Origin of the sequence: Ochrobactrum vermis (genome assembly GCF_002975205.1) — a bacterium.
Classification (GTDB): Bacteria; Pseudomonadota; Alphaproteobacteria; order Rhizobiales; family Rhizobiaceae; genus Brucella; species Brucella vermis.
The window spans coordinates 1,218,054-1,244,927 of sequence record NZ_PCOC01000002.1 but is presented as its reverse complement, the minus strand read 5'-3'; the positions used below and the strand labels follow the sequence as shown (position 1 = coordinate 1,244,927).

Here is a 26,874-nt window from a genome sequence, read left to right as displayed (position 1 = left end):
ATGACGAAGGAAAACATTCTGAGCGTACGCGACCTGAAGGTCACTTTCGACACGCATGACGGCCCGGTAGAGGCGGTGCGCGGCATCGATCTTGATGTCAAAGCCGGTGAGACCATTGCCATCGTCGGCGAGTCCGGCTCGGGCAAGAGCCAGACGACCATGGCGATGATGGGCCTTCTGGCGCAGAACGGCAAAGCGACCGGCCAGGCGCTCTATCGCGGTCAGGATCTGATCGGCATGACCGAAAAGAAGCTGAACAATATCCGCGGCGCAAAGATCACTATGATCTTTCAGGAGCCGATGACGTCGCTTGATCCGCTTTACCGCATCGGTGATCAGCTTGCCGAGCCGCTTCGCTACCATCGCGGCATGAACAAGAAGCAGGCGCGCCCGCGTATTCTTGAGCTGTTGAAGCTGGTTGGCATTCCAGAACCGGAGCGCCGCATCGACAGCTATCCCTACGAGCTGTCTGGCGGACAGCGCCAGCGCGTCATGATCGCCATGGCACTCGCAAATGAACCCGACATTCTGATCGCGGACGAACCAACGACGGCGCTCGACGTCACCATTCAAGCGCAGATTCTGGACCTTCTGGCCGATCTGCAGGAACGGTTGGGAATGGCTGTGGTCTTCATCACGCATGATCTTGGCATCGTGCGGCGCTTTGCCGACCGGGTTTATGTCATGCGTTCTGGCGAAGTGGTTGAAACCAACGAGACGGAGAAGCTTTTCACCGCGCCTGAGCATCCCTATACGAAGATGCTGCTCGATGCAGAACCCGAAGGCGAGAAAGCTCCTCCTCCCGACGATGCGCCGGTGCTCATTCGCGCCGACAATGTGAAGGTCAACTTCCTCATCAACAAGCCTTGGATTGGCGCTGCGAATTATCTCACGGCCGTCAACAATGTTTCGCTGACGCTGAAGGAAGGCCAGACCATCGGCATCGTGGGCGAATCCGGTTCCGGCAAGTCCACACTAGGCCGCGCAATCCTACGTCTTCTTCCGTCAGAAGGCCGCATCGCCTATCTCGGACAGGAATTGCCGCATGAATCGCAGGCGATGCGTCCAAAACGCCGTGAGCTGCAGCTCGTCTTTCAGGACCCGTTCGGCTCGCTCAGCCCCCGTATGACTGTTGGGCGCATCATCACCGAAGGGCTTTTGATTCACGAACCGGCGCTTTCGGCGAAGGAGCGCGATCGCCGTGCACAGGAAGCCTTGCGAGAGGTCGGCATGGACCCAGCCATGCGCAATCGCTATCCACACGAGTTTTCAGGCGGCCAGCGTCAGCGCATTGCCATTGCGCGCACGATGATCCTGAAGCCGCGTGTGATCGTGCTCGACGAGCCGACAAGTGCGCTGGATCGCTCGGTACAGAAACAGATCGTCACCCTGTTGCGCGATTTGCAGACGGATCATGGCCTGTCCTATCTCTTCATCAGCCACGACATGGCTGTCGTGCGCGCGGTTTCGGACTATGTGATCGTGATGAAAAACGGCAAGATAGTAGAACAGGGCGATACCGAACAGGTCTTCGATCATCCACGTGAGGACTATACCAAAGCCCTGATGGCGGCAGCACTCAGTGAAGAGCGCTTCGGCACGTGATGTCATAACGGAATAAACCGATAGGGGCCTGATTTCAGGCCCCTATTCATTCGTCGTTTGCAAGAAGCTCAAGCGACGCTGTGCAGTTCGGTGCAGACCTTGTTGCGGCCAAGATGCTTGGCGCGATAAAGCGCGGCATCCGCTCTGCGGAAGACAGTCTGGAAGTCATCCCCTCCCGGCATGCAGAAAGCGATCCCGGCACTTGTCGTCGTTGAAAACTCCCCAGCCGAAGCCTCAAAGGCAATCGCCGCAAAGGCTCTGCGGATCGTGTCGGCCAGAGCGAGAACGTCGCTGTTGTGTCTCTGCCTCAAGATCAGAACAAACTCCTCACCGCCGATGCGGGAGATGAGAGCCGCGCCTTTGACATGGCTGCGCAAAACGTCGGAAAAGGTGCCCAACACCTGATCGCCGATAATGTGGCCATGCGTATCATTGATGGATTTGAACGCATCAAGGTCGAAGATCACAACCGAATCCCCGAGCTGCAGTTCATTGTCGCCCAGCACATCATAAAGAGCGCGCCGGTTCAGCAATCCCGTCAGACTGTCTGTGCGTGCCTCAGTGGCATGGCGGCGCGCAATGCGTGACTGGGTGAAATTCAGCGATAGAGCGCCAATGCCGGTAATGCCTATAATGGCGGTGATGGCATTGATATCCTCGGCCCAATTACTTGGAATCGCGGTCATTACCCATTGCCGCTCATGCAGGATGACAGCGCCGCAAAGAAAGAATGAAATGGCCGTCAGAGCGTAGAGAATAACCATGCCAGTGACCGGAACCGGCGCTTCGCGAAAGACATGGAAATATTCCTTCGCCGTCAGCAGGAGCAACAGGGCCGAAGTCAGGTTGAAGATCGCCGTGCCCGTGCCAGTCTGTCCGGCCAGAATGGGTAGCGTCGTGGCACATATGACGGCAATCGCCAGAACGACCAGAGAGCTGCGGTGTATCGGACGCCCGGAAATATGCCGTGAACCGACAATCAGAAGGACGAAACCCACGCTCTCCAAACCGAAGGCAACAATGGAGGCCGTGACCAGCGACAAAGGCCCAGCATAATAAAGCACCGCTCCTGCGCCGAGCAGGATCATGCCGAGACAGCCCCAAAGCAGGAATTTGTCACGCGAGTTCTGATACCAGACGCTGAGAATCGTAAGGCCGACTGCCAGAGAGCAGATACCAGTCGCAAAAAACAACGTATTCTGGTCGAATCCCAAGTAGTATTCCCCTGCCACATGCCCGCTACACACCCAAGTGTAATTCAGTCATTGATAATAAGCGATAAGCAAAATGTTCATATCGAACAGACATCGGCCTTGGTGACGCCATATCTATACAGATCAGATGCGCTATGGTTAACAATTGCCACATATGGTTTTGGTGAAAGAGATTGACATGTTGAAAATTGCGTTGATGGCAGGCGGCCTGACACTTCTCACCGCTACCTCATCTCTCGCCGACGAACAAAAAATCGAAGGTGTCGATCTTGGCAGGGAAATCACCTGCACATCCGGCGATGTCGGGATCTACGGCGCGGAAAATACGATTAAGCTCACAGGAGAATGCGGCCATGTCACCGTTCATGGCGTCTCGCAAACCGTGACTTTCGAAAACGCACAGCAGCTTTCGATATCCGGTACGAACAACACGGTTTCGGGAGGAACGACGGGGAAGCTGATCGTTGGAGTATCGAACAATCAGGTCACCGCCACTTTGAAGGAAGGAACAGCTCCTTCAACTCTGGAGGTTACCGGTGCGGAGAATATCGTGAATGTAAAGGTCGATGGACCTTCGCAGTTCGATGTGAGCGGCGTGAGCCATCAGGTGAGTTGGTCGCTCGCCGGCGGCTCCACTGAACCGACCATCTCGATCTCCGGTGCCGACAACGACGTAACCAAAACAGACTAGAATGGCTCTGCCTGCGCGGCACCGTGAAAGAGCGCCGCGCAGGCTATTTGATCAGGCTGCGAGCGAAGCCATATCGATGACGAAGCGATAGCGCACATCGCTCTTCAGAACACGTTCGTAGGCTTCGTTAATGTCCTGAATCTTGATCTTCTCAATCTCGGAAACGATGTTGTGCTGACCGCAGAAGTCCAGCATTTCCTGTGTTTCCTTGATCGATCCGATCATCGACCCTGCCAGTGACTTGCGACCGGGAATAAGCGAGAACGCGTGCACGGGCACCATGTTCTCAGGAACGCCGACAACAACCATCGTGCCGTTCACTTTAAGCAGGCCAAGATAAGCATTCCAGTCAATGGCAACACCGACCGTGCAGATGATGAGATCAAACGATCCCGCCAGCTTCTCGAAAGTGGTTGCATCACTGGTGGCATAATATTCGTGGGCGCCAAGTTTGAGACCGTCTTCCTTCTTGGAAAGTGACTGGCTCAAAACCGTAACATGCGCGCCCATGGCATTGGCGAGCTTGACGCCCATATGCCCAAGCCCACCCATGCCGACGATGGCGACACGCTTGCCGGGGCCTGCATTCCAGTGGCGCAGCGGCGAATAAAGGGTGATACCCGCGCAAAGCAGGGGCGCCGCCGCATCGAGCGGAAGATTGTCCGGCATGGAAAGGACGTAGCCTTCCTTGACGACGATATGATCGGAGTATCCGCCCTGCGTCCGGTCTTTTCCCTCGGCATCGAAGGTATTGTAGGTCTGGATGAGGCCTGGAAGATAGTGCTCGTTATCGAGATCCCGGCTGGCACAGCCAACACAGGAATCCACGAAACAGCCGACGCCGACCTTGTCGCCGACCTTGAATTTGGTGACCGCACCGCCGACGGCGGTAACGACGCCAGCGATTTCATGCCCCGGAACGATTGGATAAACGGCGTTCTTCCATTCATCACGGACGGTATGGATGTCGGAATGGCAAACGCCGCAATACTGGATCGAGATGACCACGTCATCCGCATTGGGCTCGCGCCGCTCAAAAGTGAACGGAACCAACGGCTCATCTGCATCCGTAGCAGCGTAACCTCTTGCTATGGCCATGATAGACTCCATTTATTGGATTGGGGAAGCACGCGGAATATGCCGGAAGCAAGGGCAGAAGCGGTAGACCGATCCTGCAAGCTTCTTGCACGATCCTGCAAAACTGCCTGCTTCGAGATTGCCGATATATACAGCCTGATAAATAATCACAGCATTCTACCTCATCTGAAGCGGAATACCTATGACGTCACTGACAGACACCTATGAGGAGCTTGCCGCTCTTGCGAAGCGTTTCACCGTGCAGGACGGTGAATATCGCACACCGATCGAAGGTCTGGGGATCAGCAGGCGGACAACGCCAAGCATACCGTGCCATAGCAGCTATCGTCCTTGCCTCGCCATGGTGCTGCAGGGTGCGAAATCCCTGCGTCTCGGTTCCGAGACGATCAACTATACCAAGGGCGAATATCTTGTGACGTCCCTCGATCTGCCCGTCACTTGGCGCGTGGTCGAGGCAAGTCCGGAAGCACCGCATCTTTGTCTGGCCCTCGCCATCGACAGCGAAAAGCTGACCGACCTGATCGGGCGCGTCGATGTTCGCAGACACACAATGAGCGATGATGATCAATGGGGCATCACCGTCAATGCCGCGCCTGCGGGACTGCTGGATGCGGTCCTGCGCCTGTTGCGGCTTCTCGACAGCCCGGACGATATTCCGGTGATGGCGCCGCTGATCGAACAGGAAATCCTCTATCGCCTTTTGACAGGTCCCGGCGGAGAACGATTGATCAATATTGCAACTGCCGACAGTCAGGCCAACCGCATAGCGCGGGCAATCGCATGGCTTCGGCAGAATTTTGCGGCACCGTTGCGCATCGAACAGCTTGCCGAACACGTCAATATGAGCGCGTCGTCCTTTCATCATCATTTCAAGGCGATCACAGCAATGACACCGGTTCAGTATCAAAAGCAGCTTCGCCTGAACGAAGCACGCAGGCTCATGCTGGTCGAAAGGCTGGATGCCGGTACGGCAGGCCATCGCGTGGGCTATCAAAGCCCGTCGCAGTTCAGTCGTGAATATAGCCGGTTCTATGGAAACCCGCCGATGCGAGACATCGAAGCGGCTTAAATCGCATAAAGAAAAACGGCGGAACTCTCGTTCCGCCGTTTTTATTGTCAGTGAGCCTGGCTGTTGCGGACCGCTGCGACGTCTGCCGCCTTCACCGGTCCAGCGCTGTTACCCCATGCAGAACGGACGAATGTGGCCAGTTCGCCAACTTCGTCGTCCGACAGACGGTCAGCATAGCCCTGCATCACCAGACGCATTGGACGCTTCGCCGTGGACGGGACCTCTGCACCGTGCAGGATGATCGAGATCAGTGGCTTCGTTTCCGAACCTGTCACAAGATCATTACCGGCAAGCTCAGGGAAGATTCCCGGCGCCCCCTTGCCCGTCACGAAATGGCAGGCGGCACAGTTGTCGATATAGAGGCGCGCGCCAAGGGGCATATCCGGAGAAGCTTCCGTCAACATCTTTGCCGTTTCTTCACCGGCAGCATCTGCCGGAGCTGCTGGCAGCGCCATCGATGCCTTTGAAGCAAAGCTCTGCGGCACTTCGACAGCCGCTCCGTCGATCCCCTTCAGGAAGGCAGCAATAGCCAGATTGTCGGCATCTGTGAGATGCTGCAGCGAGTGCTCGACCGCGAGACCCATTTCACCGTTGGCCGTGGAGTAGGAGTTGCGACCCGTTGCGAGATAAGTGGCCAGTTCCTCAATGGACCATTTCTGCGGAGCGGAGTTAGCGCCACGCAGTGACGGTGCATTCCAGCCATCGACAACGCCACCGGTAAGGAAGTCCTTGTCACCGATCTGCGTGCCGCTCTGCGCCATGAGAGGATTGCGCGGGCTGTGGCAGGCGGCGCAGTGAGCCGGTCCTTCCACCAGATACTGACCTCGATCCTGGGCTTCCGACTTGCCAGCGGCCTTGAAGCCCGCCTCCTGACCGAGAGCCAGCCAGTTCCAGGCACGAATGCCGAAACGCATGTTAAACGGAAAGCCGAGCTTGGTTTCCTGAACCACATTGTTCACTGGCTCTACCTGATGCATGAAATAATCATACAGCGCGCGGACATCTTCCTCTGTCAGTTTGCGATAGTTTTCGTAAGGCATTGCCGGATAGAGATGCGAGCCATCGGCACGAATGCCGTCATAGAGAGCAGCACGGAACTGATCGAGCGTCCAGTTTCCAATGCCGCTTTCCTTGTCAGGCGTGATGTTGGTCGTCCAGATTGTCCCCATCGGGCTTGCAATCGGGCGTCCACCCGCAAAAGGCTTGCCACCCTCTGCCGTATGGCAGGCCATGCAGTCGGAGGCATACATGACATATTGGCCCTGCCCTTCGGCGGGCTTCCAGTCTGCAGCCAGTTCTTTCGTCGGTTTGGTCAGTTGTACCGGCACGAAGATGAAGGCCAGCAGCGCGACAATCCCGATGACGCCCAGAGCGCCGATTATGCGAAGAAAAGTTTTCATCACCATTCTCCTCAGATCAGCGGACGCGGATTGGACAGATATTGCGTGCGGATCGCGTGAGCAGTCGAATAGGCAAGCCCACCGAGCAGACCTGTCGGATTGTACTGCGTGTTCTGCACGAAATTACCCGCACCAGTCATGAACACATTGTGCTTGTCCCATGCCTGCGAATAGCGGTTGACCACGCCCTCACGCGGATTCTCCGACATGATATGGCCGCCGGTATTATGTGTCGTCTGGTATGGGCGCACGTCATATTGTGCACCCTCCTTCTTGAAGGACGACTGCATCAGATCCGGTTTCATCGTCTTGGCCAGCTCTTCCATCTTGGTCCTCATGTACTGGGTCATCCGGATATCGTTCGGATTCCAGTTGAAGGTCATGCGCATGAGCGGGCGACCGTGACGGTCCTTGTAGGTCGGGTCCAGATCGAGATGGTTCGTCTTGTAAGACATATGGGAACCATGGCTGCCGATGGACATGGCGTGGCCGTACCATTCGGCAATGGCCTTTTTCCACGCCCCGCCCCAACCCGGCGTACCGGACGGCAGCGGCATGCTACGGATTGGCTGGCCGTTGGTCTGGCCCGAGCGCCAGTATGAACCACCAATGAAGCCTTCCCGTCCGAAATCAATCTGGTTAACACCGAAGTCATCTATGCACATGCCGTTTGCGCCCGTGCCGATGAACGGATTGAACTCTTCATCCTTGAAGAAGAGCGTCACACCGCCATTCATCTGATAGGCGTAGTTACGCCCGGTAACACCCTCGCCGGTCGCCGGATCGTAAGGCTGACCGATCCCGGAAAGCAGCGCCAGATGCACGTTGTTAAGCGAAAAGGAGGCGAGAATGACGATATCCGCTGGCTGGAAGACTTCTTCTTGCGTCGCCTCGTCGAAATAGGTCACGCCGGTGGCCGTCTTGCCGTCCGGCGCCATTTCGACGCGCAGAACTTCCGACTCCGTGCGATAGGAGAAATTAGGCATACGCTTCAGCGCATCGAGAATTGCCGTTTGTGGCGAAGACTTGGAATATTGGTAGCAGCCAAAGCGCTCGCAGAAGCCACAATGATTGCACGGCCCCATCTGCATGCCGTACTCGTTGACATAGGCGGTCGAGGCAATGCCGCCCGGCGACGGGAACGGATGATACCCCATCCCCTGAGCGGCATCGGCAAATTTCCGCCCGTCCCAGGTCGTGTGCATCGGCGGCATTGGATAATCGTTCGAACGCCATCCCTCAAACGGATTGCCGCCTTCGGCAGTCTTTCCCTTGAGATTGCCTGCCTTGCCGGAAATGCCAGCGATACGCTCGAAACGGTCAAAGAACGGTTCCAGCTCGTCATAATGGATCGGATAATCGCCCAGAAGCATATCTTCAGGGATAATCTGCTCGCCCCAGCGTTCCTTGACGTAAGAACGCAGGCGCAGTTCTTCCGGCTGAGGACGCCAGTTCAGGCCGTTCCAGTGCGTGCCCGCACCACCGACACCGTTGCCGGGCAGAAACGAACCAAAGCTGCGATAAGGCAACGCAATTTCGTTCTCGTTGCGCCGGATCGTGACCGTCTGCTGGCTGGCGCGTTGCATCAATTTCAGGCGCACGCCATATTTCAGCTCGTCGATCATATTCGGATATTGGAAATCGGGAACGGTGTTCTGATCGCGCCCGCGCTCAAGCGCAACGATTTCAAGCCCGTCCTGCGCCAGCTCCATAGCCAGAATGGCCCCGGTCCAGCCGAGGCCGACCACGACCACGTCTTTTTTCTTTTCCTGACGTGCCATTGTTAAGCCCTCTCGCCCTTGATCGAAATCGGGCCCAGCGGATAACGAACGTTGTAGCGTTCGACCCATTCCTTGTAGCTGCCGCGCGCACCGGGGAAACCGATATAACTCCACGCCTGCATGCCGTGATTGCCGCCATACATCGGATCAGCGAAATAGCCTTCCTTGGTGTTCTGCAAGAGGAGCGTGAAGAAGTCGCGCAGTTCAGGCTGCAGACCCACCTCCCCTTTTTGCAGCGAAGTCAGCGCCGCATCCTGCTGTTCCGCCGTCAGTGCGGAAAAGGCTGTACCGTGCTTCTGTTCACACCATGCATTGAAGGCAGGAATGCCCTGACGGTAGATCTGCGCCGGATTGAGCGGCGTTTGCCAGCCGCGGGTCGGATCGGCAGAAGCATCGTGAGGGCCGACCATGTACCAATCGTCCGCGCGACCGAAATCGCCGGCAAGCTGGAGATCGATGAACACGGGAACACGGGCTTCGATAGCACCAGGGCCATCACCGTCAGACGGGATCAGTCTCGCCGTTGCGGCCAGAATGAAAGCCCATTCGACCTCGTTAAAATACTGGCGTTCATATTGTTCAAGAGGAACCGGAGGCGTTTGGGGTTCCGCTTTTGCCGAAACAGCGAGTCCCGAAAGCATCACACTTACTGCGGAAGCTTTCAGAAAACTACGCCGACTTGGATATCCGGGAAGGTCGGTCATTGTCGTTTCCTGCCGATTAGGTGGGTAAGACTTTTTGAGGTGTTTCCGAGAAAAATCCACGATGCGCAGATGAGAAACATATACGTTGGATACACACACCTCCAGAATAGTTCAAATATCTTGTACCCTAGTTGTGCAAAACCAACCGAGATTCACTGTAAAACTAGCGCCCTGATGGAATCTGAAAAGCCCGGTAAATGTCCAAAATCGTGCTGAATAAAATCTCGTTGCACGCTGATCTCACAATCACGTGAACACAGGTTTCAACCGACGGACATTCACTGCTCTTGCCGCCCTGCCTCATAGTTATAGCGGAACTTGCTTCGACTGAGCGGAACCGACACGGGCTTTTCGCGTTGAAAGCGATGGCCAGAAGTGGCCAATATGGTGCCGTCGTGTTTCCACGACGAATGCGAAGTGAAGGGAGGTCAGAAAAATGAAAGCACGTACAGCGACTGTCGGTGATCTTGAAAGCGTTTTTCACGACCTTTCGAGGCGTATGGCGATAGAGTATATCGCGGCCGGTAAGGATACCAAGGCTGCCTATGACAACCTGATGATGAACCTGCGGGAAGGCCGGGCGCATGCTCTGCTGCAGAACGACAAAGTGGTCGCAATCATCGCTTGGCATGAGGCAAACGGCGCCACGGATACGCTTTTTGCGGCGAAGGAAGCGTTCTTCAACCGAAATACGGTCCGCTTCTGCAAACAGCATATCCGGCAGATTCAAGCCTTGGCGGGCGACCTGCCCGTCCATTCGCGAAGCTGGCTCGACCGGTCCGATATCGTGAAATGGTTCAAGATCATCGGCTATAAGGAAATGGGAACAGATAACGGCGCTCGGCTCTTCGAACTGCCTGCCAGCAGTGATAGTATAGTCGCTGCTTGATACTGTCGTATCGGGCTCGAAGTACTGCAACAGTTGCATGGAAAGCGCGATTTCTCCCCGCGCTTTAACGCATTTCTGACGAATTGCCGTTATTCAGAAATACGATTGCCAATCGGGGGGAAATCATGGCTTGGAAATTCATGCTAGCAAGCGCCGTTCTCGCTGTTGCGCGAACGATGCCGAGAGCCTTCGTTGCGCCCAGGGGACCGGCTGTGGTTTCCGACAATGCCACGGAGATGACACTCAAATCCGCACCTATCAATCCCGACTGGGTGCTGGACGGTAATCCGCAGGCGCGCTCCTGCGAGCAATCGGCAAGCAATGACCGTGCAGCTTATACAGCCATTTGGGATTGCACTGCTGGCACGTTCCGCTGGTATTTCGGCTGGGATGAAACCGTCTATATTCTGGAAGGCGAAGTCCATGTCACCGATGCAGATGGCGGCACGCGCACTTTACGAGCTGGCGACGTCGCCTATTTCCGTGGCGGTACATGGGCAATCTGGAAAATCGACACCTATCTGCGCAAGGTCGCTTTCATGCGACGCACTTTGCCAGCGCCTGCCTCGTTCATTTACAGGGTAAACGACGCGGCAAGACGTCGGCTCGGGCGCCACAAGAGCGGTGCGCTCAACTGATTACCGGTTTGTGATCAGCAACGGCGTTGCATCCGCGTTCACCAGATTGACGGGCAACCTTACTTTTCAGTATAAACGATAATGGCTTTCGCCGCGCATGATGGGAATGGGGTTCTCCCGAAACTGCCAGCAATTGGCTGATGACTCCTGCTTGAATTGAAACAGGAGAAGAGTGCGTCGCAAGACCTCTTGATGCGAGATTCTATATCAAGCTTTCAGAAGTCACCGGTCGAAGCCTCAATCCATTATTGAATGGACACAGAACAATGCAAGCAACCCTCATGGTGGCGCTCGGAGGAGCAATCGGAAGCGTCGCGCGATACTGGCTAGCCCTGCTGATGTTGCCGATAAGCCGCGAACTTCCCTGGGGCACTATTGTCATCAATATTGTCGGTTCTTTTGCAATCTCTTTTTTCGGTGCCTTGACGCTGGAACAAGGCCGCTTTCCCGTACCGGAAGTCTGGCGCATTGCATTCATGGTTGGGATCTGTGGTGGCTTTACCACTTTCTCCTCTTTCAGCCTGCAGACAATGGACCTTCTGCGTGCCGGGCAACCGGGCAAAGCCTTGTTCAATATTGGCTTTTCTGTCGTGCTTTGCCTCATCGCCGTATGGCTCGGATTGCTTGCCGCAGAACGTTTCAATGGCGGCATCGAACAAGTCGCACAAAATGCTATCGAAGAAGAAGCGTCGTAGGCGGTGCACGTGCGTTCATTCCCGGTTCTTACCCTGTGTTGCCTACGTCATTCGTACACGACCTCCAGAACTGCGAGCACTAGTAAGATAACCACCAGATAATTCCGAGTTTTTACTGAAATTAATTTCACCTATATCAATCAAAAAACGATACAAAATTGTATAGCTCATTTTAATGTAAATATAACAAGTTATATGATATTCTTTATTTATATAATATTTTAGGATTTAAGAATATGGATATTGATACATTCTCTTTTATCCAATATTTTGTGCTGTTTGCGGCCATAATAGTGATAATGTTCATGATAATTATTGGAATTAACACCAATGGAACATTGTGAGATTTTTGGTTTGTTTTCACAAAGCATATGTTCACTTCAACCGCTGCAAATATGTGGACGACCTGGAAACACGAATTGATGCGCGAATAGTTGAGGGGCGTACAAAGTTTGCTCTAGGACCTTGGAACTCATCAACTTTTGTGAAAATTCCATGGAAATCAATGGCGGAGGGGGTGGGATTCGAACCCACGGTACAGTCTCCTGCACGCCGGTTTTCAAGACCGGTGCCTTAAACCGCTCGGCCACCCCTCCAGGCAACTGTTTTATTTATGCTTTTCCAAAGTTTGGAAAAGCACCAAATCGCAGCAAGCTACCGATTTGCGCCCAATCGCTCAGCGAGTGACTTCTTAGCAGCTTTTCTTGTCGCGTCAACGTGCACTGTTCCATTTGCCAGCATTCTGAACACCGGAGGAGAAAGTCAGTGTTAGGCACCCAATCCAAAAGTTCGATCCAGCCCCAAGAACAAAACTTTCAATGTTGCAGCCATGGGCGGCTGCAGAAAGCGCGCTAAGTTCCCTCATGCAGCCTTAATCGCAGATTGCCCTTGCGGCATCATTCAACACGGAGGATTCCCCATGCAGCAGAAAATCCGGGAGAATATGGAAGTCATCGGAGCCGATGGCGTGCATGTCGGCACGGTCGACCGCATTGAAGATAACCGTATCAAGCTGAAAAAGACCGATAATTCCGGAATGCATAGTAATCATCATCACTATATAGAGCTCGGCTTTGTTGCCGACATCGAAGGTAACAAGGTAAGATTGTCAGCCAATGCCGACGTGGCAGTAACCCTGGAAGAAGAAGCTTCGGGTCGCCCGGTAGATCTCTAACATCGGCCCAAGAGCCTGCTCATAACACAGGGCAGCGGCTGCTGTGTTATGAGCCAAGGCCGCCTCGCTTATCTTCCGTCCATTCTCTTTTGAGATTATTGCAGATCGAGACTTCGATCTGATAGAAACTCAATGCCAAAATGCCGCAAGGAAACGACCAGGCTTGTTCTTTGGCTCGTTGCGGCTTAAACTTGAGTTTAATAATCAAAATAAGAAGAAGGGAAGCTATGAGTCTGGATTCCGTTAAGGCCTTTTTTGCAGCCAAGGCGCCCGAAATCAAAGTAATTGAGCTGCCGACCAGTACTGCCACTGTTATTCTAGCCGCCGAAGCGCATGGCGTGGAACCGGGGCAGATTGCCAAAACACTTTCCTTTTCTGCCAAGGATCGGACCATTCTCGTCGTTACCCGTGGAGACGCCCGCATCGATAATCGCAAGTTCAAGGATCAGTTTGGAACCAAGCCGCGCATGCTGGATGCCGAGACTGTTCTTGCAGAAACCAGCCACCCGGTAGGAGGCGTTTGCCCGTTCGGTCTGCCGAGGGCCCTGCCCGTCTATTGCGATATATCGCTGAAGAATTTCGAGGAAGTCGTACCTGCGGCCGGAGCCACCAACAGTGCCGTGCGCATTGCTCCGCACAAAATGGCTGAACTCGTCAGTGCCCAATGGATAGACGTCTGCCAATAGGCCCAACTGGGCATTTGTAGCGGGTCTGGGAGGAACTCGCAGTTAATTGATACCGGTAACAAATTTTCCCCTTTAAAGGTGAGAAAAGACTTCATATATTTTAAGAATGATTCTAAAGTGGATTAAGAAACAGATATTCGCTTTAGCGCATGATCCGACCGGGCCTTGAACCTTTTGCGGATCGTAAATGCGACAAGACCAGAATTTTGGAGCAATTCCGAAACAGACCGAAACAGGGAATACTCCGATTTCGGTTTGGAGTTGCGAACTCAAGGATTGGAGCGTCGTCCTCCTCGACATCGAGGTATGCATTCGCTCCGAGACGTGTTGAAAGGAACAGTGATGCGTCTTACCCGCCAGACGAATTATGCCGTTCGTATGCTCATGTATTGCGCTGCCAATGACGGCAAACTTAGCCGTATTCCAGAAATTGCGCGCGCCTACGGCGTTTCTGAGCTGTTTTTGTTCAAGATTCTTCAGCCGCTCGTCGAGCACAAACTGGTGGAAACAGTACGCGGACGCAATGGCGGCGTGCGCCTTGGTCGCGCGGCTCAGGACATTTCACTGTTTGATGTCGTGCGTGTAACCGAAGAAAATTTCGCCATGGCAGAGTGCTTCGAAAATGAAGCCACGGAATGCCCGCTTGTTGATAGCTGTGCGCTTAATTCCGCGCTGCGTGAAGCCCTCAATGCTTTCTTCGGCGTGCTGATGAAATACAGCATCGCAGACCTCGTTAAGGCGCGCCCGAATGTGCGTCACCTGCTTGGTCTCGATGAAATGGAAGAAGAGCGCGTAGCTAGCTGATATTTCAGTACAAATTTTAAACGAAAAGGTCCGGCTTACAGCCGGACCTTTTTCTATTCTACGGCTGCACGATAAGCAGACTGCGGCAATACAAAAGGCACACCCTTTTCCGGTGGAACTCCCACGCGCAACGAGCATTCATAGACACGTTCGAGCCGTTCGTCGGTCAGGGCCTCACGCGGCGTGCCCATTATATCGAGCCTGCCCTTGTTCATGACCGCAATGCGATCTGCAAACATGGCAGTCAGGTTGAGATCGTGCAGGATGGCAATCACCCCGCCGCCTGCCGCCGCAAAATCCTTCGCAATCTCCATCACGACGATCTGGTGCCGGATATCGAGACTTGAAATCGGTTCATCCAGAAACAGATAGCGCGGCTTACCGTCTACGACTGGTTTCCAGACCTGGCAAAGAACACGGGCGAGTTGCACGCGCTGCTGCTCTCCACCAGAAAGCTCCTGATAAAGCCGCCCGCTGAAGCCAGCAAGATCGACCCTCTGCAGTGCGAAATCGGGCAAACGCTTTTCTTCATCGCGAGAAACGCCGCTATAACCGCCGGTAAGCCCGATCTTTACGATCTCACGAACCGTGAACGGAAATGACAGGGCGCTTGCCTGTGGAAGCACCGCCCGGCGCGCCGCCATCTGCCACGGCCTGATTTCTGCGAAGGATCGCCCATCGAGATAGGCCATTCCTGTATATGCAATGTCACCGGAAAGCGCGCGCAACAGCGTGGTTTTGCCTGAACCGTTTGGTCCGACGATTGCGGTCACCTCACCCGGCTTCGCCGAAAAGGCGATATCGCTGATGATGGCCTTTCCCGACAGGCTTACGCCCAATGCTTTCGTTTCAATCATGATGGTCTCAAAGATCAAGCAGGCCGCGCTGGCGCAGCAATATCCAGAGGAAGAACGGCGCTCCGAAAAGCGCGGTGATAATGCCGATCGGCAATTCTGCCGGGGCCACAATCGTGCGACTTACCGCATCAGCCAGAAGCAGAAGCGTCGCGCCAAGCAGGGCTGACGCTGGCAGGAGATAGCGATGGTCCGGGCCGATACTGAGGCGCAACATATGCGGCACCACAATACCGACAAAACCAATCCCGCCAGCAACGGCAACCGTTGCACCAGTAGCAGCAGCCACGGTCACAATGGCTATGTTTTTGATGCGCTGCACCTGAACGCCAAGATGACCGGCGGCCGCTTCTCCCAGAGCCAAGGCATTGAGGCCACGCGCAAGCAGCGGCGAAACAACAAGAACGACGGCAATGATCGGTCCCGCAGCACCAATCTTGCCCCAGGTGGAACCCGCGAGCGAACCGAGCCCCCAGAACGTCAGGTCGCGCAACTGGCGATCATCGGCCAGATAGATGAGTCCACCGGTCGCTGCACCTGCCAACGCACCTAGCGCGATGCCTGCAAGTAGCATGGTTGCAACAGAGGTACGCCCGCGACGCGTAGCAACACGATAAAGCAGCAGAGTACTGGCAAGCCCGCCGAGGAATGCGGCGAGCGGCAACGCGTAAACGCCGAGGATCGCGATGACGGGAGCAAGGACGGTACCGCCAAGAACAATCATCGAGACAGCACCAAGACCGGCACCGGCGGATACACCCACGAGACCCGGATCGGCCAGCGGATTGCGAAAAAGGCCCTGCATCACGGCACCGGATACGGCAAGCCCGGCTCCAATCAAAATACCCATGACGATACGCGGCAGGCGGATCTCCATGATAATCAGATGATCGCGGCGAAATGCGTCCATGCCTTCGGCTGCGCCGGAGGAGGTCAGAGCGCGCAGAACCGAAAGCACGGACGCATCAGAAGCACCAGCCGTCAGGCTGAACAAAGCCGCCATGCATAAAGCGACTGCGAGTAATATGATGGTTAACCGCGCGCGCGCGGCGCGGTCTCCCGCCACATCATCGGTATCGTTTGCTGAATGACGCACTGCGAAGCGCTGTTCGCGCGCAACGCGACCTTGGCTGGTCATTTCGAAAAATCCTTACAAATCTGGCTTGTGCGGTTTTCAAACCCACAAGCCAGATCATGTTATTGCCCCGTGGGAGCACCATAAAGTTTTGCTGACAGATCACGAATGGCAGCACCGGTTCGTGGCCCAAATCCCAACAGATAAGTCGCGTCCATCGAAACGACATTCTTGTTACGCCCCGCCGGTGTTGCGGCAATAATGGGATTTTTGAGCAGCGATTCCGGCGTCATCCCATCCGCACCTGTATCCATCATCAGGACCATGTCGGGCGCAGCTTTCTCGACTGCCTCGTCCGTCAGTTGCTTGTATCCGTGATATTCGGTGATGACGTTTTCTCCACCGGCAAGCTCGATCATTCCGTTGGCTGCCGTGCCTGTGCCCGATGCCATCATGCGCCCGCCAGGAGCCGACAGCACGAAAAGCACGCGCTTGCGTAGGCTGTGGCTTGCCGCAGCCTTCTCGGCCGCTTCTATATCGCGCGAGACTTCGACCGCGAGTTCCCTGGCCTTGTCTTCGAGGCCAAGAGCCTTTCCCACGATCTCGATTTTCTTGACGACGCTTTCGCCAGTATAGGTTTCCGGCACAACAATCATCGGAACGGACGCCTTTTTCAGAACATCGAGTGTGTCCTGTGGACCGCTGCCTTCAAGGAGCAGAATGCCAGTCGGATTGACCGAAAGCACACCTTCGGGGGCGAGCTGACGCATATATCCGATATCCGGCAGCTTCTTCACCTCTTCGGGATAGGCACTCGTCTGGTCACGCGCGGTGAGCATTTTTTCCGCACCCAGAGCGTAGACTATTTCCGTCAGCGAGCCACCGACGGAAACTATGCGCGAAGTATCAGCGAAATGGTCGACAGTCTCGGCCTGCACGACACCACCAGCCGCCAGCGACAATGCGATGGCAGCCAGGGTAGCTCCGCGCCTGTAGCGCGAGGAAATGAACGACATTGCCGTCACCTTACGCAGCAGACGACTGCGGCAGACGCGGAAGATTTTCCGCGATCATGCGCCAGTCGGCCAGTTCTGCTTCGCCTTCGTGACGCTCACCGAAGAACTGAACGATCAGTTCGCCGTTGGCATCGTAGGCTTCCAGCGATGTCACATGACCGTCCTTCGTCGGCTTGCGTACGACCCAGACATCGGCGATGTGATCGACGCGCAGATGCATATGGAACGTGGGATCCAGTACGTTCAGCCATGGTCCCATCATCTTGATCTCGTGGATCGGACCAGTATGGATCTGGATGCAACCACGGCTGCCGACAAAGCACATGATAGGCAGCTTTTCCTGCACCGCATGGTTCATCATGGCTTCGACGGACGATGTATCGACTCGCCAAGCGAAGTCATGACCGGCGAGATGCACGGCCTGATGCCGATCCACGCCGAAATCCTTCAACAAGCCGATGAACTGGTGCACATCGGTTAGAGAACCCCAGCGTTCACGGAATGCGTCAATATCCAGGAGTGATACGTCCGCCTTCGGTCCCCTTGGTGCAACTGCGCTGATCTCAACGGCAGGTGACTGATCGTCCAGCAGCAAATCGCTGACAAGCGCCTCGTAGGCTTCAATATTGGAAGCCGGACGCAGATGAATCTTGAAAACTGCCTCGCCCGCGGCATCGAAGAACTGCAGGCTGCGGCGCGTTGCTTCGCCATCCTGCTTGGAGACCGCAAAACCGTGAACCCAGTGCTTTGGGAAAATGCGGAGATCGATTTCCTTGCCGAGCGCCAATGAAGCATGCGGGCCCCAAATAGTCTTTTCAAAAGGCCCGATCTTTTCATGGACGACACTTTCATTGCGCGTCAGCGCCATGATCTCGCCGACAGAGCCAATGCGGTTCAACAACGTTTCAACATCGGCGCGAATACGCCGCGCCGAAATCGGCATCGTTACATCCTGTCCGCAATGCGCTGCTACAAAATCGGCCTCTGATATACCGAGGCTCTGCGCAAAATCGCGTTCGCGCATTTTCGGATTATCAGCCCGTGCCTTGAGAATCTGCTCTGGGGAGGGCTTGGAATGGGTCGTCATCTGATGGTTGCCTACTTGTTGAGGATTAGCTTGCCTTGGCGGGTGATCTTGAGGCGATAGAGCGAGCCGCCGTGCTCTATACCCACTTCCCGGGAACCGTCGAAGAGCTCGCGGCTGCCATAGGTTTTCAGTTGCGGCTCAAGCGCACTCTCGCCGAAACGAGGTTTTATCTGAGCCGGAATAGACCCCGTTGAATCGCCGCTGAGCTGGCTTTCAGGAATGCGATTTGCGGTTCTCTCGGAAACAGGTCCGCGCGGTAACCGCACCTGCATGTCGATATGGATTCGCCTGTTCATTTTCTCGCCTCAGCATCGACTTTCCACACGGTGATGACAGCAAATTTGTTTTGTTGACATCAATGGTCATGTTTATTAATCACTGCATTACTGGAATAAACGAGTCAAGTTTAAATCTCGTTATTTCAGCGCAAGCCAGGAAGAAATTTCCTCCCAGCCAGCACGCAACCTTCTCTTGAGGGGGAAGTGACAAGCAATTGATTTTTTAAGTTTTTCGCCGCCAGCCTGGTCGGCGAAGCGCGTCTGGGTCATGAAGGAAACATTGGAAATGCGGGCGACTGGTGGGGTTCATAAACGGTCAATTCTGGCGAGCACGGGGCTTGCTGTCATTCTTGTGGCGATGACGTCACAATCATTCGCGCAGGAACAAAAGGCTTCTGAAGAAGAAGCAGGCGTTGCGCTGAAGACAATCACCATTCGCAGGGCGGGAGACACACAGGCACCGACCTCTGTTCCGGCGCCGGTCGGCAGGATCGACCGCGAAGCGATTGATCGTTTCGGTGGCACAAAGCTCGATGATGTATTGCGCGGAACCGCAGGCGTGTTCACCCTTCAGAATGCGTCCAATCCGGGTGTGGCCGTTAATATTCGTGGCTTCGAAGGTTCCGGTCGCGTCAATATGATGATCGACGGTGTACCGCAGAGCTATCGCAACACCGCGCACGATGCGCAGGGCTATGCCTATATAGACCCCAACCTGCTGTCGGAAATCGATGTGACACGCGGCGCCGTGACGACCGAAGGCGGCACAGGTCTTGCCGGTAGTGTCAATTTCCGCACGCTCGGAGTCGATGACGTCATTCTCGACGGCAAGGACAAGGGCGTTCTTGGTCGTGCTTCTTGGGGCAGCAATGGAACCGGCTTCTCAGAAATGCTGGCTGGCGCAGCGCGCGTCAATTCCATCGGGATTGTTGCAGCAATCAGCCGTCACGATTCCAACGATTACAAGAACGGCGACGGTGTGACCGTCGAAAAGACCGGCGAAGAACTGACTTCCGGCCTGTTTAAAGCCGAATTCGGCCTTGGCGAAGACCAGAAGCTGACGCTTGGCGGCGTCCTCTACAACAACCACTATGGAACATATGCGAACGGTTATCGTCCGGGAACCTATACGATTTACGATATGTTCCTGCAGAACCGCACATTCTTCGCACAGTACAACTACAATCCGTCCGATAACGATCTCATCGGCCTCGACGTCAACCTCTACCACAACACCACGTTGCAGAACTGGGAAGACGGCAATGGCAGCTTTGTGGGGCGGCAGGTTTCCACCGAAACCACTGGCATGACCGCATCGAACACATCACGCTTCACCTTTGGCGAAGTGGCCGTCGCCTGGAAAAATGGTTTTGAAATCAATCGCGACACCGCTGGCGGCACCAAAACGGGGGTCAATCCGACGGATGCTACGTCTAATCGCGGCGCGGTCTTCTCGGAAGCCACCTGGAATTACCAGGCCCTGCAGGTCGTCACCGGCCTCCGCTACGATTATTTCAAGCTCGAAAGCGAAGACAGCTCGATCTCGAATAGCGACAGCGAATTCAGCCCCAAGGTTACCGTTGCCTATAACGTGACTGACTGGCTGCAGCCTTATATCACCTATGCCCACTCGATGCGCTCACCCAGCCTGCAGGAAACATTCCTCGGTGGCGTGGCACATGCTGGAACGGGTATGATGCACGGCAATCCTAATCTTCGCCCTGAAAAACAGCGCGGCTGGGAATTCGGTGTCAATATTGCGCGCGACAGCATCCTGACTGCTGAAGACGGACTGCGCCTCAAGGCCAATTACTACACGATGCGCGTTGAAGACTACATCACCGCTGCGTCCGACTACAGCCAGTTCATCAATGTCGACGGCACTTCGACGGTCAAGGGCTTCGAACTCGACGCACGTTACGATGCAGGCTTCGCGTTCGGTGGCATTGCTTATACGCATTCCACCTCCGAACTGCCCGAACAGACCGCCGGTATGGGTGCCAACCAGTATCTTCCGGAAGATGTTGTAACGGTTACTGCAGGTGCGCGCTTCTTCGAGCGCAAACTTGAAAGCGGCCTGCGTGTGCAGCATGTTTCGAGTGGCAGAAACATCAGTGGGGATGACACCGATCCCTACACGCTGGTGGATGTCTTCGCGAAGTACAAGTTCACCGACACGGTCGATCTCTCGCTTCAGGTGCTCAATATCGCAGATAAGGAATACACCCCTGCCCTCAGCACCTACGGTTCTGGTCGCGGACGCACATTCCTCGTCTCGACACAGTTCCAGTTCTGAAGCATTTCCAGCAAAAGCGCGAAGCGGTTTTGCGTGGGATAATGCGATAACAAAGACCCTGAGAGGCGAGAACGCCTCCCTCTCATGATCGTCACATCCACGAAGACCGACCAACCTGACCGCGGCGGCCTTCGGATCCAGAGATGTGGCGCGGCGAGTGCAGCCCTACCGCTGCACTCGCCGGAAACTATATAAAGTAGCCAGTCCCAAACCTGATGGAAAAGGATCAGCAATGTTCATAGCCATGAATCGCTTCAAAGTTCGCGTCGGCAGCGAATCCGATTTCGAAACCGTCTGGAAAAATCGTGACTCGAAACTGTCCGAGCTTCCCGGTTTCGAAAGCTTTCACCTGCTGCGCGCGACCAACGAAGAAGAAGGCTACACGCTTTATGCTTCGCACACGGTCTGGCGCAATCGTGACGATTTCGTCGCCTGGACCAAGTCCGAACAGTTCCGCGATGCGCATCGCAATGCCGGTGACAACAAGCCGCTCTATCTTGGACCTCCGCAGTTTGAAGGTTTCAGCGCCGTGCTCGGCTCCTGATGACTAAAAGAAGCTTCTATCCACAAGGTGCGGCGAAATAGCGCACAATGTCGTGGCAGCTCCATTTGGTTGCCGCCGCGACCATCGTAAAATACCAATTATCGTTTAAAGATGGGTAGTTAACTCATATTTAGAATGATTCCAAGTTATTGATTTTTAGAACGTTTCAAAAACATAAAAATTGACAGAACAGAGCCCTACCGGCCATAACCTGACTTAATTTGGTGGGTTTTATAAATGCCACTTAAGTAATGCCTTTAATGTTCGGGCCTTTAACCCTTGCAGTTGGAGGAACCATTGACCGGTTCAGTTCGGCCTTGCGCCACGAGTGAAATAAAGCTGCCAGTTTTTCGGGACGGTAGTACAGTTAAAGTACAGAATGAGCCGATAAAGTCTCTCCATTCGATGCTTTTCGCATCTGATTTCTGCTTTACAAGCACGGGGGATAGCTCCTCATGCTAGTCTGTAGCTGCAACGTTATTACCGATAAAGACATCGAAGCCGTTGTTATCGAGCTTCTTGATCAGGATTGCTGGCAGCTTATCGTTCCTGGCACCGTCTATAATGTCATGTCCAAGCGCGGCCGTTGCTGTGGCTGCTTCCCAAACGTCGTGGAAACGATCATAAGGGTGACTGAAGAGTATCATCTTCGTCATAACCAAATGGACGAAAACGTGGTCCAGTTCATGGATCGTGTACGTTCTCTACGCGACAAATTCGGGAGTTCATGGAATGAAAGGCGAACCAAAGGTCATCGAGCGGCTTAACGAGGCACTGTTCCTCGAGCTTGGCGCTGTAAACCAGTACTGGCTTCACTACCGCCTCCTCAACGACTGGGGCTTCACGCGTCTTGCCAAGAAGGAACGCGAAGAGTCCATCGAAGAAATGCATCATGCTGACAAGCTGATTGACCGCATCATCTTCCTCGAAGGCTTTCCGAACCTGCAGACCGTAGCTCCGCTACGCATCGGCCAGAACGTCAAGGAAGTTCTGGAAGCCGACCTTGCAGGTGAGTACGACGCACGCGCTTCCTACAAGAAGTCCCGCGAGATCTGCGACGAACTCGGCGACTATGTTTCCAAGCAGCTTTTCGATGAGCTTCTGGCTGATGAGGAGGGGCATATCGACTTCCTCGAAACCCAGCTCGACCTCCTCGCCAAGATCGGTGAAGAGCGCTATGGCCAGCTCAATGCGGCTCCGGCCGATCAGGCTGAATAAGCCAATCCAACGTTACGAACAAAAGCCGGAGCCTTGCGCTCCGGCTTTTTTATCATCTCAACTTTACCGTTGCCCCTTTATCGTGATATTGCGCGCGCAATTTCCGATATTATGCAAGGTTCTTCCAATGAGCGCACCGCGCGTCAGTTTCGTTTCTCTTGGCTGCCCCAAAGCGCTTGTTGATTCCGAACGCATTATCACCAGCCTCCGTTCGGAAGGCTACGAAATCTCCCGCAAGCATGACGGCGCCGACCTGGTAATTGTCAACACCTGCGGCTTTCTCGATTCCGCGCGCGATGAATCGCTTGATGCCATTGGGCTTGCGCTCAATGAAAATGGCAAGGTCATCGTGACCGGTTGCCTTGGCGCGGAACCCGATGTTATCCGCCAGCGCCACCCGAATGTGCTCGCCATCACCGGCCCGCAAGCCTATGAAAGCGTGATGAGCGCAGTGCATGAAGCGGCCCCGCCCGCGCATGATCCATATGTCGATCTGGTGCCACCGCAGGGCGTGAAGCTGACGCCGCGCCACTATGCCTATCTCAAGATCTCCGAAGGCTGCTCAAACCGTTGTTCTTTCTGCATCATCCCGGCGTTGCGCGGCGATCTGGTGTCACGCCCGATCGATCAGGTGCTGCGTGAGGCAGAGAAACTGGTCAGCGCAGGTGTGAAGGAGATCCTCGTCATCTCGCAGGATACGAGCGCCTACGGTCTCGACATCAAATATCAGGAAGCCATGTGGCAGGACCGCACGGTCCGCACCAAATTTCTCGATCTCTCGCGCGAGCTGGGTGACATGGGCGTCTGGGTGCGCATGCACTATGTCTACCCTTATCCTCATGTCGATGAAGTCATTCCGCTGATGGCGGAAGGCAAGATCCTGCCTTATCTGGATATTCCCTTCCAGCACGCTTCACCGGCAGTTCTGAAAAACATGCGCCGTCCTGCGCATCAGGAAAAGACCTCGCGTCGCATTCAGGCCTGGCGTGAAACCTGCCCTGATCTAGCGGTTCGTTCGACCTTCATCGTCGGCTATCCCGGTGAGACAGAAGAAGATTTCCAGCTCCTCCTCGACTGGCTCGACGAAGCCAAGATCGAACGTGCCGGCTGCTTCAAGTATGAACCGGTCAAGGGCGCAAAGGCCAATGATCTCGGCCTTGAGCAGGTGCCCGAAGAAGTCAAGGAAGCCCGCTGGCATCGTTTCATGGCCAAGCAGCAGCAGATTTCGACCAATCTTCTCAAGAAGAAGGTTGGCAAGCGCCTGCCCGTCATCATCGATGAAGCGAACGGCACAATCGGCAAGGGCCGTACGCGGTACGATGCTCCGGAAATCGATGGTAGTGTTCACATCCAGTCGCGCCGTCCGCTTCGCGTCGGCGATATTGTAACTGTAAAGATCGAAGCGAGCGATGCCTACGATCTGCATGGCATTGCTGTCTGATGGTGGCGGAAACGGCTATAACAATCAGAAAAGCCGTTTCGGGCGACCTGGCGGCAATTGTCGCCATGCTTGCCGATGATGCGCTGGGCGCACGACGCGAAGATGCAGGTCTCCCCTTGCGGGATTCCTATCGCAGCGCCTTTGCAGCTATCGACGCCGATCCAAATCAGCTTCTGGCTGTTGTTGAACACGATGGAGAGATCATCGGCTGCATGCAGATCAGCTTCATACCCGGCTTGTCACGCAGAGGCATGTGGCGCGGACAAATCGAAAGCGTGCGGATCGCAAGCCACATTCGCGGCGGCGGCATAGGCCGCCAGATGATCGCATGGGCAATCGAGCGGTGCCGTGAACGGGACTGTGGACTGGTGCAGCTTACCACCGACAAATCCCGTTCCGATGCGCTGCGTTTCTATCAGTCGCTCGGCTTCACGGATAGTCACGAGGGGCTTAAGCTATCGCTTTAACAAGCGGTTTCATTACATTGTAAGAAAACAAAAAGGGCGCTTTCAGCGCCCTTCTTTTTTTGCGATGAAGCAGCGTTTACTGCGGCAGCTTGTCGTCCACGCCAGCGACGTAGAAGTTCAGACCAAGAAGGGTCTTGTCGTCAGCCTGTTCGCCTGCTTTGAGCCAAACGGAACCGTCCTGCTTCGTGATTGGGCCGGTGAAAGGCTTGAGCTCGCCCGACTTGATCTTGGCTTCGGTTTCCTCAGCCAGTTTCTTCACGTCGTCCGGCATGTTGGTATAAGGCGCCATCTTCACGAGGCCTTCCTTCATGCCCCACCAGATGTTCTGGCTTTTCCACGAACCATCGAGAACGGCCTTGGCGCGATCGATGTAGTACGGGCCCCATTCGTCCACCACAGCGGTGAGCTGCGTGTCGGGAGCGAACTTGATCATGTCCGAAGCCTGACCGAACGCCTTGATTCCGCGATCATGTGCCACCTGAATGGCAGCCGTGGAGTCGGTGTGCTGGGTGATGATGTCGACGCCCTGATCGATTAGGGCCTTGGCGGCATCGGCTTCCTTGCCCGGATCAAACCAGGAATTGACCCAGATCACCTTGACCTTGAAGTCAGGATTGACCGACTGCGCGCCGAGCATAAATGCATTGATGCCCTGCACGACTTCCGGAACCGGCACGGAAGCGATGTAACCAGCCACACCCTTGGTCGACATCTTGGCAGCGATCACACCCTGCACATAACGGCCTTCATAGAAGCGCGCATTGTAGGCGGACATATTATCGGCAGTCTTGTAACCCGTCGCGTGCTCGAACTTCACGTCCGGGAATTTCTTGGCGACCTTAAGGGTCGGATCCATGTAACCGAACGACGTCGTAAAGATCAGTTTGTTGCCAGCACGTGCAAGGCGTTCGATGGAACGTTCAGCGTCGGCACCTTCCGGCACGCTTTCCAGAAAGGTGGTTTCAATCTTGTCGCCGAGCGCCTCTACAAGTTCCTTGCGAGCCTGATCATGCTGATAGGTCCAGCCGAAATCGCCCGGAGGTCCGATATAGATGAAGCCGACTTTCAGTTTTTCTTCTGCATGCGCCGCGCCGCCGAGCATAAAGCTCGCCGCAGTGGCGATGGCCATAAGCGTCTTTTTCATGTTCCCTGCACTCCTTGTTTTTACCCACTAACCAAAACGAAAACCCTTGGGATGGTTTGCGTTTACCCCTCACCCATTCGTTCTAACGATCCGGAACGAACGGTTTGCCGAGCGAAGTCGGCGTATTCATCATTGTCAGGCGCTTGTTGCGCGAGATGATGACCAGCACCACGATCGTCGCAAGATAAGGCAACGCAGATAAAAACTGCGATGGCAGGCCAAAGCCCAGTGCCTGCGCGTGAAGCTGGCCAATGGTCACCGCGCCAAACAAGTAAGCGCCGATCAAGACACGCCATGGTCGCCACGATGCGAACACGACGAGAGCGAGTGCAATCCAGCCGCGACCGGCTGTCATATTCTCCACCCATTGCGGCACGTAGACGAGCGACAATTGCGCTCCGGCAAGACCGGCACAAGCGCCGCCGAACAGCACCGCCAGATAGCGCGTGCGCACCACATGCACACCCAGCGCATGGGCCGAGCCATGGCTATCGCCGATGGCGCGCAGTGTAAGTCCTGCCCGCGTGCGGAACAGAAACCAGGCCACACCGATGACCAGCAGGATGGAAAGATAAAAGATCGGATCCTGACCGAATAGGAAGCGCCCCACAAGCGGCAGATCGGTCAGATAAGGAATATGGATGGCCTCAAGCCGGACACCGGGAAGCCCAACGAAGCTTTCGCCCAACAAGGCGGACGCACCAACACCCAAAATTGTGAGTGCAAGACCGGTTGCGACCTGATTGGTGACAAGAGTGAGCGTCAAAAACCCGAAGACAGCCGAGAAGAGAGCTCCGACCAGAACAGCGGCAATCAAACCCAGCCAGGCCGATCCGGTCATCTGCGCAATGGCGAAACCAGATACCGCACCCATCAGCATCATGCCTTCGACACCGAGATTGAGCACGCCGGATCGCTCCACCACCAGTTCACCGATAGCCGCAATCAGGAGTGGCGTCGCTGCTGTTGCAATCGTGAGAAGGATAGCCTGTGTCAAATCCATGAG

At 55.0% G+C, this 26,874-nt stretch carries 28 protein-coding genes, 1 tRNA gene and 1 riboswitch; of the genes, 15 read left to right on the top strand and 14 right to left on the bottom strand.

Going from position 1 to position 26,874, the window contains the following annotated elements; all coding sequences use genetic code 11:
- The gene (locus tag CQZ93_RS20140; protein ID WP_105544328.1) at nt 1-1,605 is read left to right on the top strand and encodes an ABC transporter ATP-binding protein; all 1,605 of its coding nucleotides are present in this window, start codon (nt 1-3) and stop codon (nt 1,603-1,605) included.
- A gap of 68 nt (nt 1,606-1,673) precedes the next feature.
- On the opposite strand, the gene CQZ93_RS20135 is transcribed toward CQZ93_RS20140, so the two are convergent.
- Nucleotides 1,674-2,819: a GGDEF domain-containing protein gene (locus CQZ93_RS20135; protein ID WP_105544327.1), complete on the bottom strand. Its 1,146-nt coding sequence runs from the start codon at nt 2,817-2,819 to the stop codon at nt 1,674-1,676.
- Between the two features lie 178 nt (nt 2,820-2,997).
- Between CQZ93_RS20135 and CQZ93_RS20130 the strand changes: the two genes are divergently transcribed.
- On the top strand, nt 2,998-3,510 hold the full coding sequence (locus CQZ93_RS20130; RefSeq protein ID WP_105544326.1) for a DUF3060 domain-containing protein: 513 nt from the start codon (nt 2,998-3,000) through the stop codon (nt 3,508-3,510).
- Nucleotides 3,511-3,561: 51 nt separating this feature from the next.
- On the opposite strand, the gene CQZ93_RS20125 is transcribed toward CQZ93_RS20130, so the two are convergent.
- Nucleotides 3,562-4,608 (bottom strand): NAD(P)-dependent alcohol dehydrogenase, encoded by a 1,047-nt coding sequence (locus tag CQZ93_RS20125; protein WP_105544325.1) that lies wholly within the window; start codon nt 4,606-4,608, stop codon nt 3,562-3,564.
- A 181-nt stretch (nt 4,609-4,789) separates the two neighbouring features.
- On the opposite strand from CQZ93_RS20125, the gene CQZ93_RS20120 reads away from it, so the two are divergent.
- Nucleotides 4,790-5,677 carry an AraC family transcriptional regulator gene (locus CQZ93_RS20120; protein WP_105544324.1) on the top strand — a complete coding sequence of 296 codons (888 nt, stop codon included), beginning with the start codon at nt 4,790-4,792 and terminating at the stop codon, nt 5,675-5,677.
- Nucleotides 5,678-5,724: 47 nt separating this feature from the next.
- On the opposite strand, the gene CQZ93_RS20115 is transcribed toward CQZ93_RS20120, so the two are convergent.
- Genes CQZ93_RS20115 through CQZ93_RS20105 form a run of 3 tightly spaced genes read right to left on the bottom strand, consistent with a single transcriptional unit; the run spans nt 5,725 to nt 9,562 of the window.
- Complete coding sequence (locus tag CQZ93_RS20115) at nt 5,725-7,077, bottom strand: cytochrome c (protein ID WP_105544323.1); 1,353 nt, start codon at nt 7,075-7,077, stop codon at nt 5,725-5,727.
- 11 nt (nt 7,078-7,088) lie between these two features.
- Nucleotides 7,089-8,858 carry a GMC family oxidoreductase gene (locus CQZ93_RS20110; RefSeq protein WP_105544322.1) on the bottom strand — a complete coding sequence of 590 codons (1,770 nt, stop codon included), beginning with the start codon at nt 8,856-8,858 and terminating at the stop codon, nt 7,089-7,091.
- A gap of 2 nt (nt 8,859-8,860) precedes the next feature.
- The gene (locus CQZ93_RS20105; RefSeq protein WP_105544321.1) at nt 8,861-9,562 is read right to left on the bottom strand and encodes a gluconate 2-dehydrogenase subunit 3 family protein; all 702 of its coding nucleotides are present in this window, start codon (nt 9,560-9,562) and stop codon (nt 8,861-8,863) included.
- A gap of 436 nt (nt 9,563-9,998) precedes the next feature.
- Between CQZ93_RS20105 and CQZ93_RS20100 the strand changes: the two genes are divergently transcribed.
- The 3 genes from CQZ93_RS20100 to crcB all read left to right on the top strand — a co-directional run bounded on the left by CQZ93_RS20100 (nt 9,999) and on the right by crcB (nt 11,784).
- Entirely contained in the window at nt 9,999-10,451 is a 453-nt protein-coding gene (locus tag CQZ93_RS20100; RefSeq protein WP_105544320.1) for a hypothetical protein, read from the top strand.
- Between the two features lie 125 nt (nt 10,452-10,576).
- On the top strand, nt 10,577-11,089 hold the full coding sequence (locus CQZ93_RS20095; RefSeq protein WP_105544319.1) for a cupin domain-containing protein: 513 nt from the start codon (nt 10,577-10,579) through the stop codon (nt 11,087-11,089).
- Between the two features lie 93 nt (nt 11,090-11,182).
- A riboswitch (Fluoride riboswitch) is annotated at nt 11,183-11,246 on the top strand.
- Between the two features lie 109 nt (nt 11,247-11,355).
- Nucleotides 11,356-11,784, top strand: a complete 429-nt coding sequence (gene crcB / locus CQZ93_RS20090; protein ID WP_105544318.1) for a fluoride efflux transporter CrcB — start codon at nt 11,356-11,358, stop codon at nt 11,782-11,784.
- 506 nt (nt 11,785-12,290) lie between these two features.
- On the opposite strand, the gene CQZ93_RS20085 is transcribed toward crcB, so the two are convergent.
- Nucleotides 12,291-12,380: transfer RNA gene (locus CQZ93_RS20085), tRNA-Ser, on the bottom strand.
- Nucleotides 12,381-12,703: 323 nt separating this feature from the next.
- On the opposite strand from CQZ93_RS20085, the gene CQZ93_RS20080 reads away from it, so the two are divergent.
- The 3 genes from CQZ93_RS20080 to rirA all read left to right on the top strand — a co-directional run bounded on the left by CQZ93_RS20080 (nt 12,704) and on the right by rirA (nt 14,448).
- Nucleotides 12,704-12,958 (top strand): DUF2171 domain-containing protein, encoded by a 255-nt coding sequence (locus CQZ93_RS20080; RefSeq protein WP_105544317.1) that lies wholly within the window; start codon nt 12,704-12,706, stop codon nt 12,956-12,958.
- 227 nt (nt 12,959-13,185) lie between these two features.
- The gene (locus CQZ93_RS20075) at nt 13,186-13,644 is read left to right on the top strand and encodes a YbaK/EbsC family protein (RefSeq protein ID WP_105544316.1); all 459 of its coding nucleotides are present in this window, start codon (nt 13,186-13,188) and stop codon (nt 13,642-13,644) included.
- 342 nt (nt 13,645-13,986) lie between these two features.
- On the top strand, nt 13,987-14,448 hold the full coding sequence (gene rirA / locus CQZ93_RS20070) for an iron-responsive transcriptional regulator RirA (RefSeq protein WP_105544315.1): 462 nt from the start codon (nt 13,987-13,989) through the stop codon (nt 14,446-14,448).
- A 53-nt stretch (nt 14,449-14,501) separates the two neighbouring features.
- Here rirA and CQZ93_RS20065 read toward each other — a convergent pair whose 3' ends face one another.
- From CQZ93_RS20065 to CQZ93_RS27040, 6 genes are all read right to left on the bottom strand, one after another.
- Nucleotides 14,502-15,305: a heme ABC transporter ATP-binding protein gene (locus CQZ93_RS20065; RefSeq protein ID WP_105544314.1), complete on the bottom strand. Its 804-nt coding sequence runs from the start codon at nt 15,303-15,305 to the stop codon at nt 14,502-14,504.
- 7 nt (nt 15,306-15,312) lie between these two features.
- Nucleotides 15,313-16,440, bottom strand: a complete 1,128-nt coding sequence (locus CQZ93_RS20060; RefSeq protein ID WP_105544313.1) for a FecCD family ABC transporter permease — start codon at nt 16,438-16,440, stop codon at nt 15,313-15,315.
- Between the two features lie 59 nt (nt 16,441-16,499).
- A complete protein-coding gene (locus CQZ93_RS20055) occupies nt 16,500-17,393 on the bottom strand; it encodes a heme/hemin ABC transporter substrate-binding protein (RefSeq protein ID WP_105544312.1) in 894 nt (297 codons plus the stop codon).
- 10 nt (nt 17,394-17,403) lie between these two features.
- Nucleotides 17,404-18,480: a hemin-degrading factor gene (locus CQZ93_RS20050; protein ID WP_105544311.1), complete on the bottom strand. Its 1,077-nt coding sequence runs from the start codon at nt 18,478-18,480 to the stop codon at nt 17,404-17,406.
- An 11-nt stretch (nt 18,481-18,491) separates the two neighbouring features.
- Nucleotides 18,492-18,650 carry a hemin uptake protein HemP gene (gene hemP, locus CQZ93_RS27295; protein ID WP_339561766.1) on the bottom strand — a complete coding sequence of 53 codons (159 nt, stop codon included), beginning with the start codon at nt 18,648-18,650 and terminating at the stop codon, nt 18,492-18,494.
- Nucleotides 18,651-18,896: 246 nt separating this feature from the next.
- Nucleotides 18,897-19,028, bottom strand: coding sequence for a hypothetical protein (locus CQZ93_RS27040; RefSeq protein WP_286154227.1), 132 nt, complete (start codon nt 19,026-19,028; stop codon nt 18,897-18,899).
- On the opposite strand from CQZ93_RS27040, the gene CQZ93_RS20040 reads away from it, so the two are divergent.
- The 6 genes from CQZ93_RS20040 to CQZ93_RS20010 all read left to right on the top strand — a co-directional run bounded on the left by CQZ93_RS20040 (nt 19,027) and on the right by CQZ93_RS20010 (nt 24,724).
- Complete coding sequence (locus CQZ93_RS20040; RefSeq protein WP_105544309.1) at nt 19,027-21,054, top strand: TonB-dependent receptor domain-containing protein; 2,028 nt, start codon at nt 19,027-19,029, stop codon at nt 21,052-21,054. The genes CQZ93_RS27040 and CQZ93_RS20040 overlap by 2 nt on opposite strands.
- Before the next feature lie 232 nt (nt 21,055-21,286).
- The gene (gene hmuQ / locus CQZ93_RS20030) at nt 21,287-21,598 is read left to right on the top strand and encodes a heme-degrading protein HmuQ (protein ID WP_105544307.1); all 312 of its coding nucleotides are present in this window, start codon (nt 21,287-21,289) and stop codon (nt 21,596-21,598) included.
- Nucleotides 21,599-22,053: 455 nt separating this feature from the next.
- The gene (locus CQZ93_RS20025) at nt 22,054-22,365 is read left to right on the top strand and encodes a (2Fe-2S)-binding protein (protein WP_012093011.1); all 312 of its coding nucleotides are present in this window, start codon (nt 22,054-22,056) and stop codon (nt 22,363-22,365) included.
- Complete coding sequence (gene bfr, locus CQZ93_RS20020) at nt 22,331-22,816, top strand: bacterioferritin (protein WP_006468896.1); 486 nt, start codon at nt 22,331-22,333, stop codon at nt 22,814-22,816. Before CQZ93_RS20025 ends, bfr begins: the two co-directional genes overlap by 35 nt.
- Before the next feature lie 127 nt (nt 22,817-22,943).
- A complete protein-coding gene (gene rimO, locus CQZ93_RS20015) occupies nt 22,944-24,257 on the top strand; it encodes a 30S ribosomal protein S12 methylthiotransferase RimO (RefSeq protein ID WP_105544306.1) in 1,314 nt (437 codons plus the stop codon).
- Nucleotides 24,257-24,724 (top strand): GNAT family N-acetyltransferase, encoded by a 468-nt coding sequence (locus CQZ93_RS20010; RefSeq protein WP_105544305.1) that lies wholly within the window; start codon nt 24,257-24,259, stop codon nt 24,722-24,724. Before rimO ends, CQZ93_RS20010 begins: the two co-directional genes overlap by 1 nt.
- 76 nt (nt 24,725-24,800) lie before the next feature.
- Here CQZ93_RS20010 and CQZ93_RS20005 read toward each other — a convergent pair whose 3' ends face one another.
- Both CQZ93_RS20005 and CQZ93_RS20000 read right to left on the bottom strand, forming a co-directional pair.
- Complete coding sequence (locus CQZ93_RS20005) at nt 24,801-25,868, bottom strand: BMP family ABC transporter substrate-binding protein (RefSeq protein ID WP_105544304.1); 1,068 nt, start codon at nt 25,866-25,868, stop codon at nt 24,801-24,803.
- An 82-nt stretch (nt 25,869-25,950) separates the two neighbouring features.
- Complete coding sequence (locus CQZ93_RS20000; protein WP_105544303.1) at nt 25,951-26,871, bottom strand: ABC transporter permease; 921 nt, start codon at nt 26,869-26,871, stop codon at nt 25,951-25,953.
- Nucleotides 26,872-26,874 lie beyond the last annotated feature (3 nt).

What these genes read in the sequence shown, in the direction of transcription:
- CQZ93_RS20140 (WP_105544328.1), top strand. Translation starts at nt 1, where the DNA reads ATGACGAAGGAAAACATTCTGAGCGTACGCGACCTGAAGGTCACTTTC.
- CQZ93_RS20130 (WP_105544326.1), top strand. Translation starts at nt 2,998, where the DNA reads ATGTTGAAAATTGCGTTGATGGCAGGCGGCCTGACACTTCTCACCGCT.
- CQZ93_RS20125 (WP_105544325.1), bottom strand. Translation starts at nt 4,608, where the DNA reads ATGGCCATAGCAAGAGGTTACGCTGCTACGGATGCAGATGAGCCGTTG.
- CQZ93_RS20120 (WP_105544324.1), top strand. Translation starts at nt 4,790, where the DNA reads ATGACGTCACTGACAGACACCTATGAGGAGCTTGCCGCTCTTGCGAAG.
- CQZ93_RS20115 (WP_105544323.1), bottom strand. Translation starts at nt 7,077, where the DNA reads ATGAAAACTTTTCTTCGCATAATCGGCGCTCTGGGCGTCATCGGGATT.
- CQZ93_RS20110 (WP_105544322.1), bottom strand. Translation starts at nt 8,858, where the DNA reads ATGGCACGTCAGGAAAAGAAAAAAGACGTGGTCGTGGTCGGCCTCGGC.
- CQZ93_RS20105 (WP_105544321.1), bottom strand. Translation starts at nt 9,562, where the DNA reads ATGACCGACCTTCCCGGATATCCAAGTCGGCGTAGTTTTCTGAAAGCT.
- CQZ93_RS20100 (WP_105544320.1), top strand. Translation starts at nt 9,999, where the DNA reads ATGAAAGCACGTACAGCGACTGTCGGTGATCTTGAAAGCGTTTTTCAC.
- CQZ93_RS20095 (WP_105544319.1), top strand. Translation starts at nt 10,577, where the DNA reads ATGGCTTGGAAATTCATGCTAGCAAGCGCCGTTCTCGCTGTTGCGCGA.
- crcB (WP_105544318.1), top strand. Translation starts at nt 11,356, where the DNA reads ATGCAAGCAACCCTCATGGTGGCGCTCGGAGGAGCAATCGGAAGCGTC.
- CQZ93_RS20080 (WP_105544317.1), top strand. Translation starts at nt 12,704, where the DNA reads ATGCAGCAGAAAATCCGGGAGAATATGGAAGTCATCGGAGCCGATGGC.
- CQZ93_RS20075 (WP_105544316.1), top strand. Translation starts at nt 13,186, where the DNA reads ATGAGTCTGGATTCCGTTAAGGCCTTTTTTGCAGCCAAGGCGCCCGAA.
- rirA (WP_105544315.1), top strand. Translation starts at nt 13,987, where the DNA reads ATGCGTCTTACCCGCCAGACGAATTATGCCGTTCGTATGCTCATGTAT.
- CQZ93_RS20065 (WP_105544314.1), bottom strand. Translation starts at nt 15,305, where the DNA reads ATGATTGAAACGAAAGCATTGGGCGTAAGCCTGTCGGGAAAGGCCATC.
- CQZ93_RS20060 (WP_105544313.1), bottom strand. Translation starts at nt 16,440, where the DNA reads ATGACCAGCCAAGGTCGCGTTGCGCGCGAACAGCGCTTCGCAGTGCGT.
- CQZ93_RS20055 (WP_105544312.1), bottom strand. Translation starts at nt 17,393, where the DNA reads ATGTCGTTCATTTCCTCGCGCTACAGGCGCGGAGCTACCCTGGCTGCC.
- CQZ93_RS20050 (WP_105544311.1), bottom strand. Translation starts at nt 18,480, where the DNA reads ATGACGACCCATTCCAAGCCCTCCCCAGAGCAGATTCTCAAGGCACGG.
- CQZ93_RS20040 (WP_105544309.1), top strand. Translation starts at nt 19,027, where the DNA reads ATGAAGGAAACATTGGAAATGCGGGCGACTGGTGGGGTTCATAAACGG.
- CQZ93_RS27040 (WP_286154227.1), bottom strand. Translation starts at nt 19,028, where the DNA reads ATGACCCAGACGCGCTTCGCCGACCAGGCTGGCGGCGAAAAACTTAAA.
- hmuQ (WP_105544307.1), top strand. Translation starts at nt 21,287, where the DNA reads ATGTTCATAGCCATGAATCGCTTCAAAGTTCGCGTCGGCAGCGAATCC.
- CQZ93_RS20025 (WP_012093011.1), top strand. Translation starts at nt 22,054, where the DNA reads ATGCTAGTCTGTAGCTGCAACGTTATTACCGATAAAGACATCGAAGCC.
- bfr (WP_006468896.1), top strand. Translation starts at nt 22,331, where the DNA reads ATGAAAGGCGAACCAAAGGTCATCGAGCGGCTTAACGAGGCACTGTTC.
- rimO (WP_105544306.1), top strand. Translation starts at nt 22,944, where the DNA reads ATGAGCGCACCGCGCGTCAGTTTCGTTTCTCTTGGCTGCCCCAAAGCG.
- CQZ93_RS20010 (WP_105544305.1), top strand. Translation starts at nt 24,257, where the DNA reads ATGGTGGCGGAAACGGCTATAACAATCAGAAAAGCCGTTTCGGGCGAC.
- CQZ93_RS20005 (WP_105544304.1), bottom strand. Translation starts at nt 25,868, where the DNA reads ATGAAAAAGACGCTTATGGCCATCGCCACTGCGGCGAGCTTTATGCTC.
- CQZ93_RS20000 (WP_105544303.1), bottom strand. Translation starts at nt 26,871, where the DNA reads ATGGATTTGACACAGGCTATCCTTCTCACGATTGCAACAGCAGCGACG.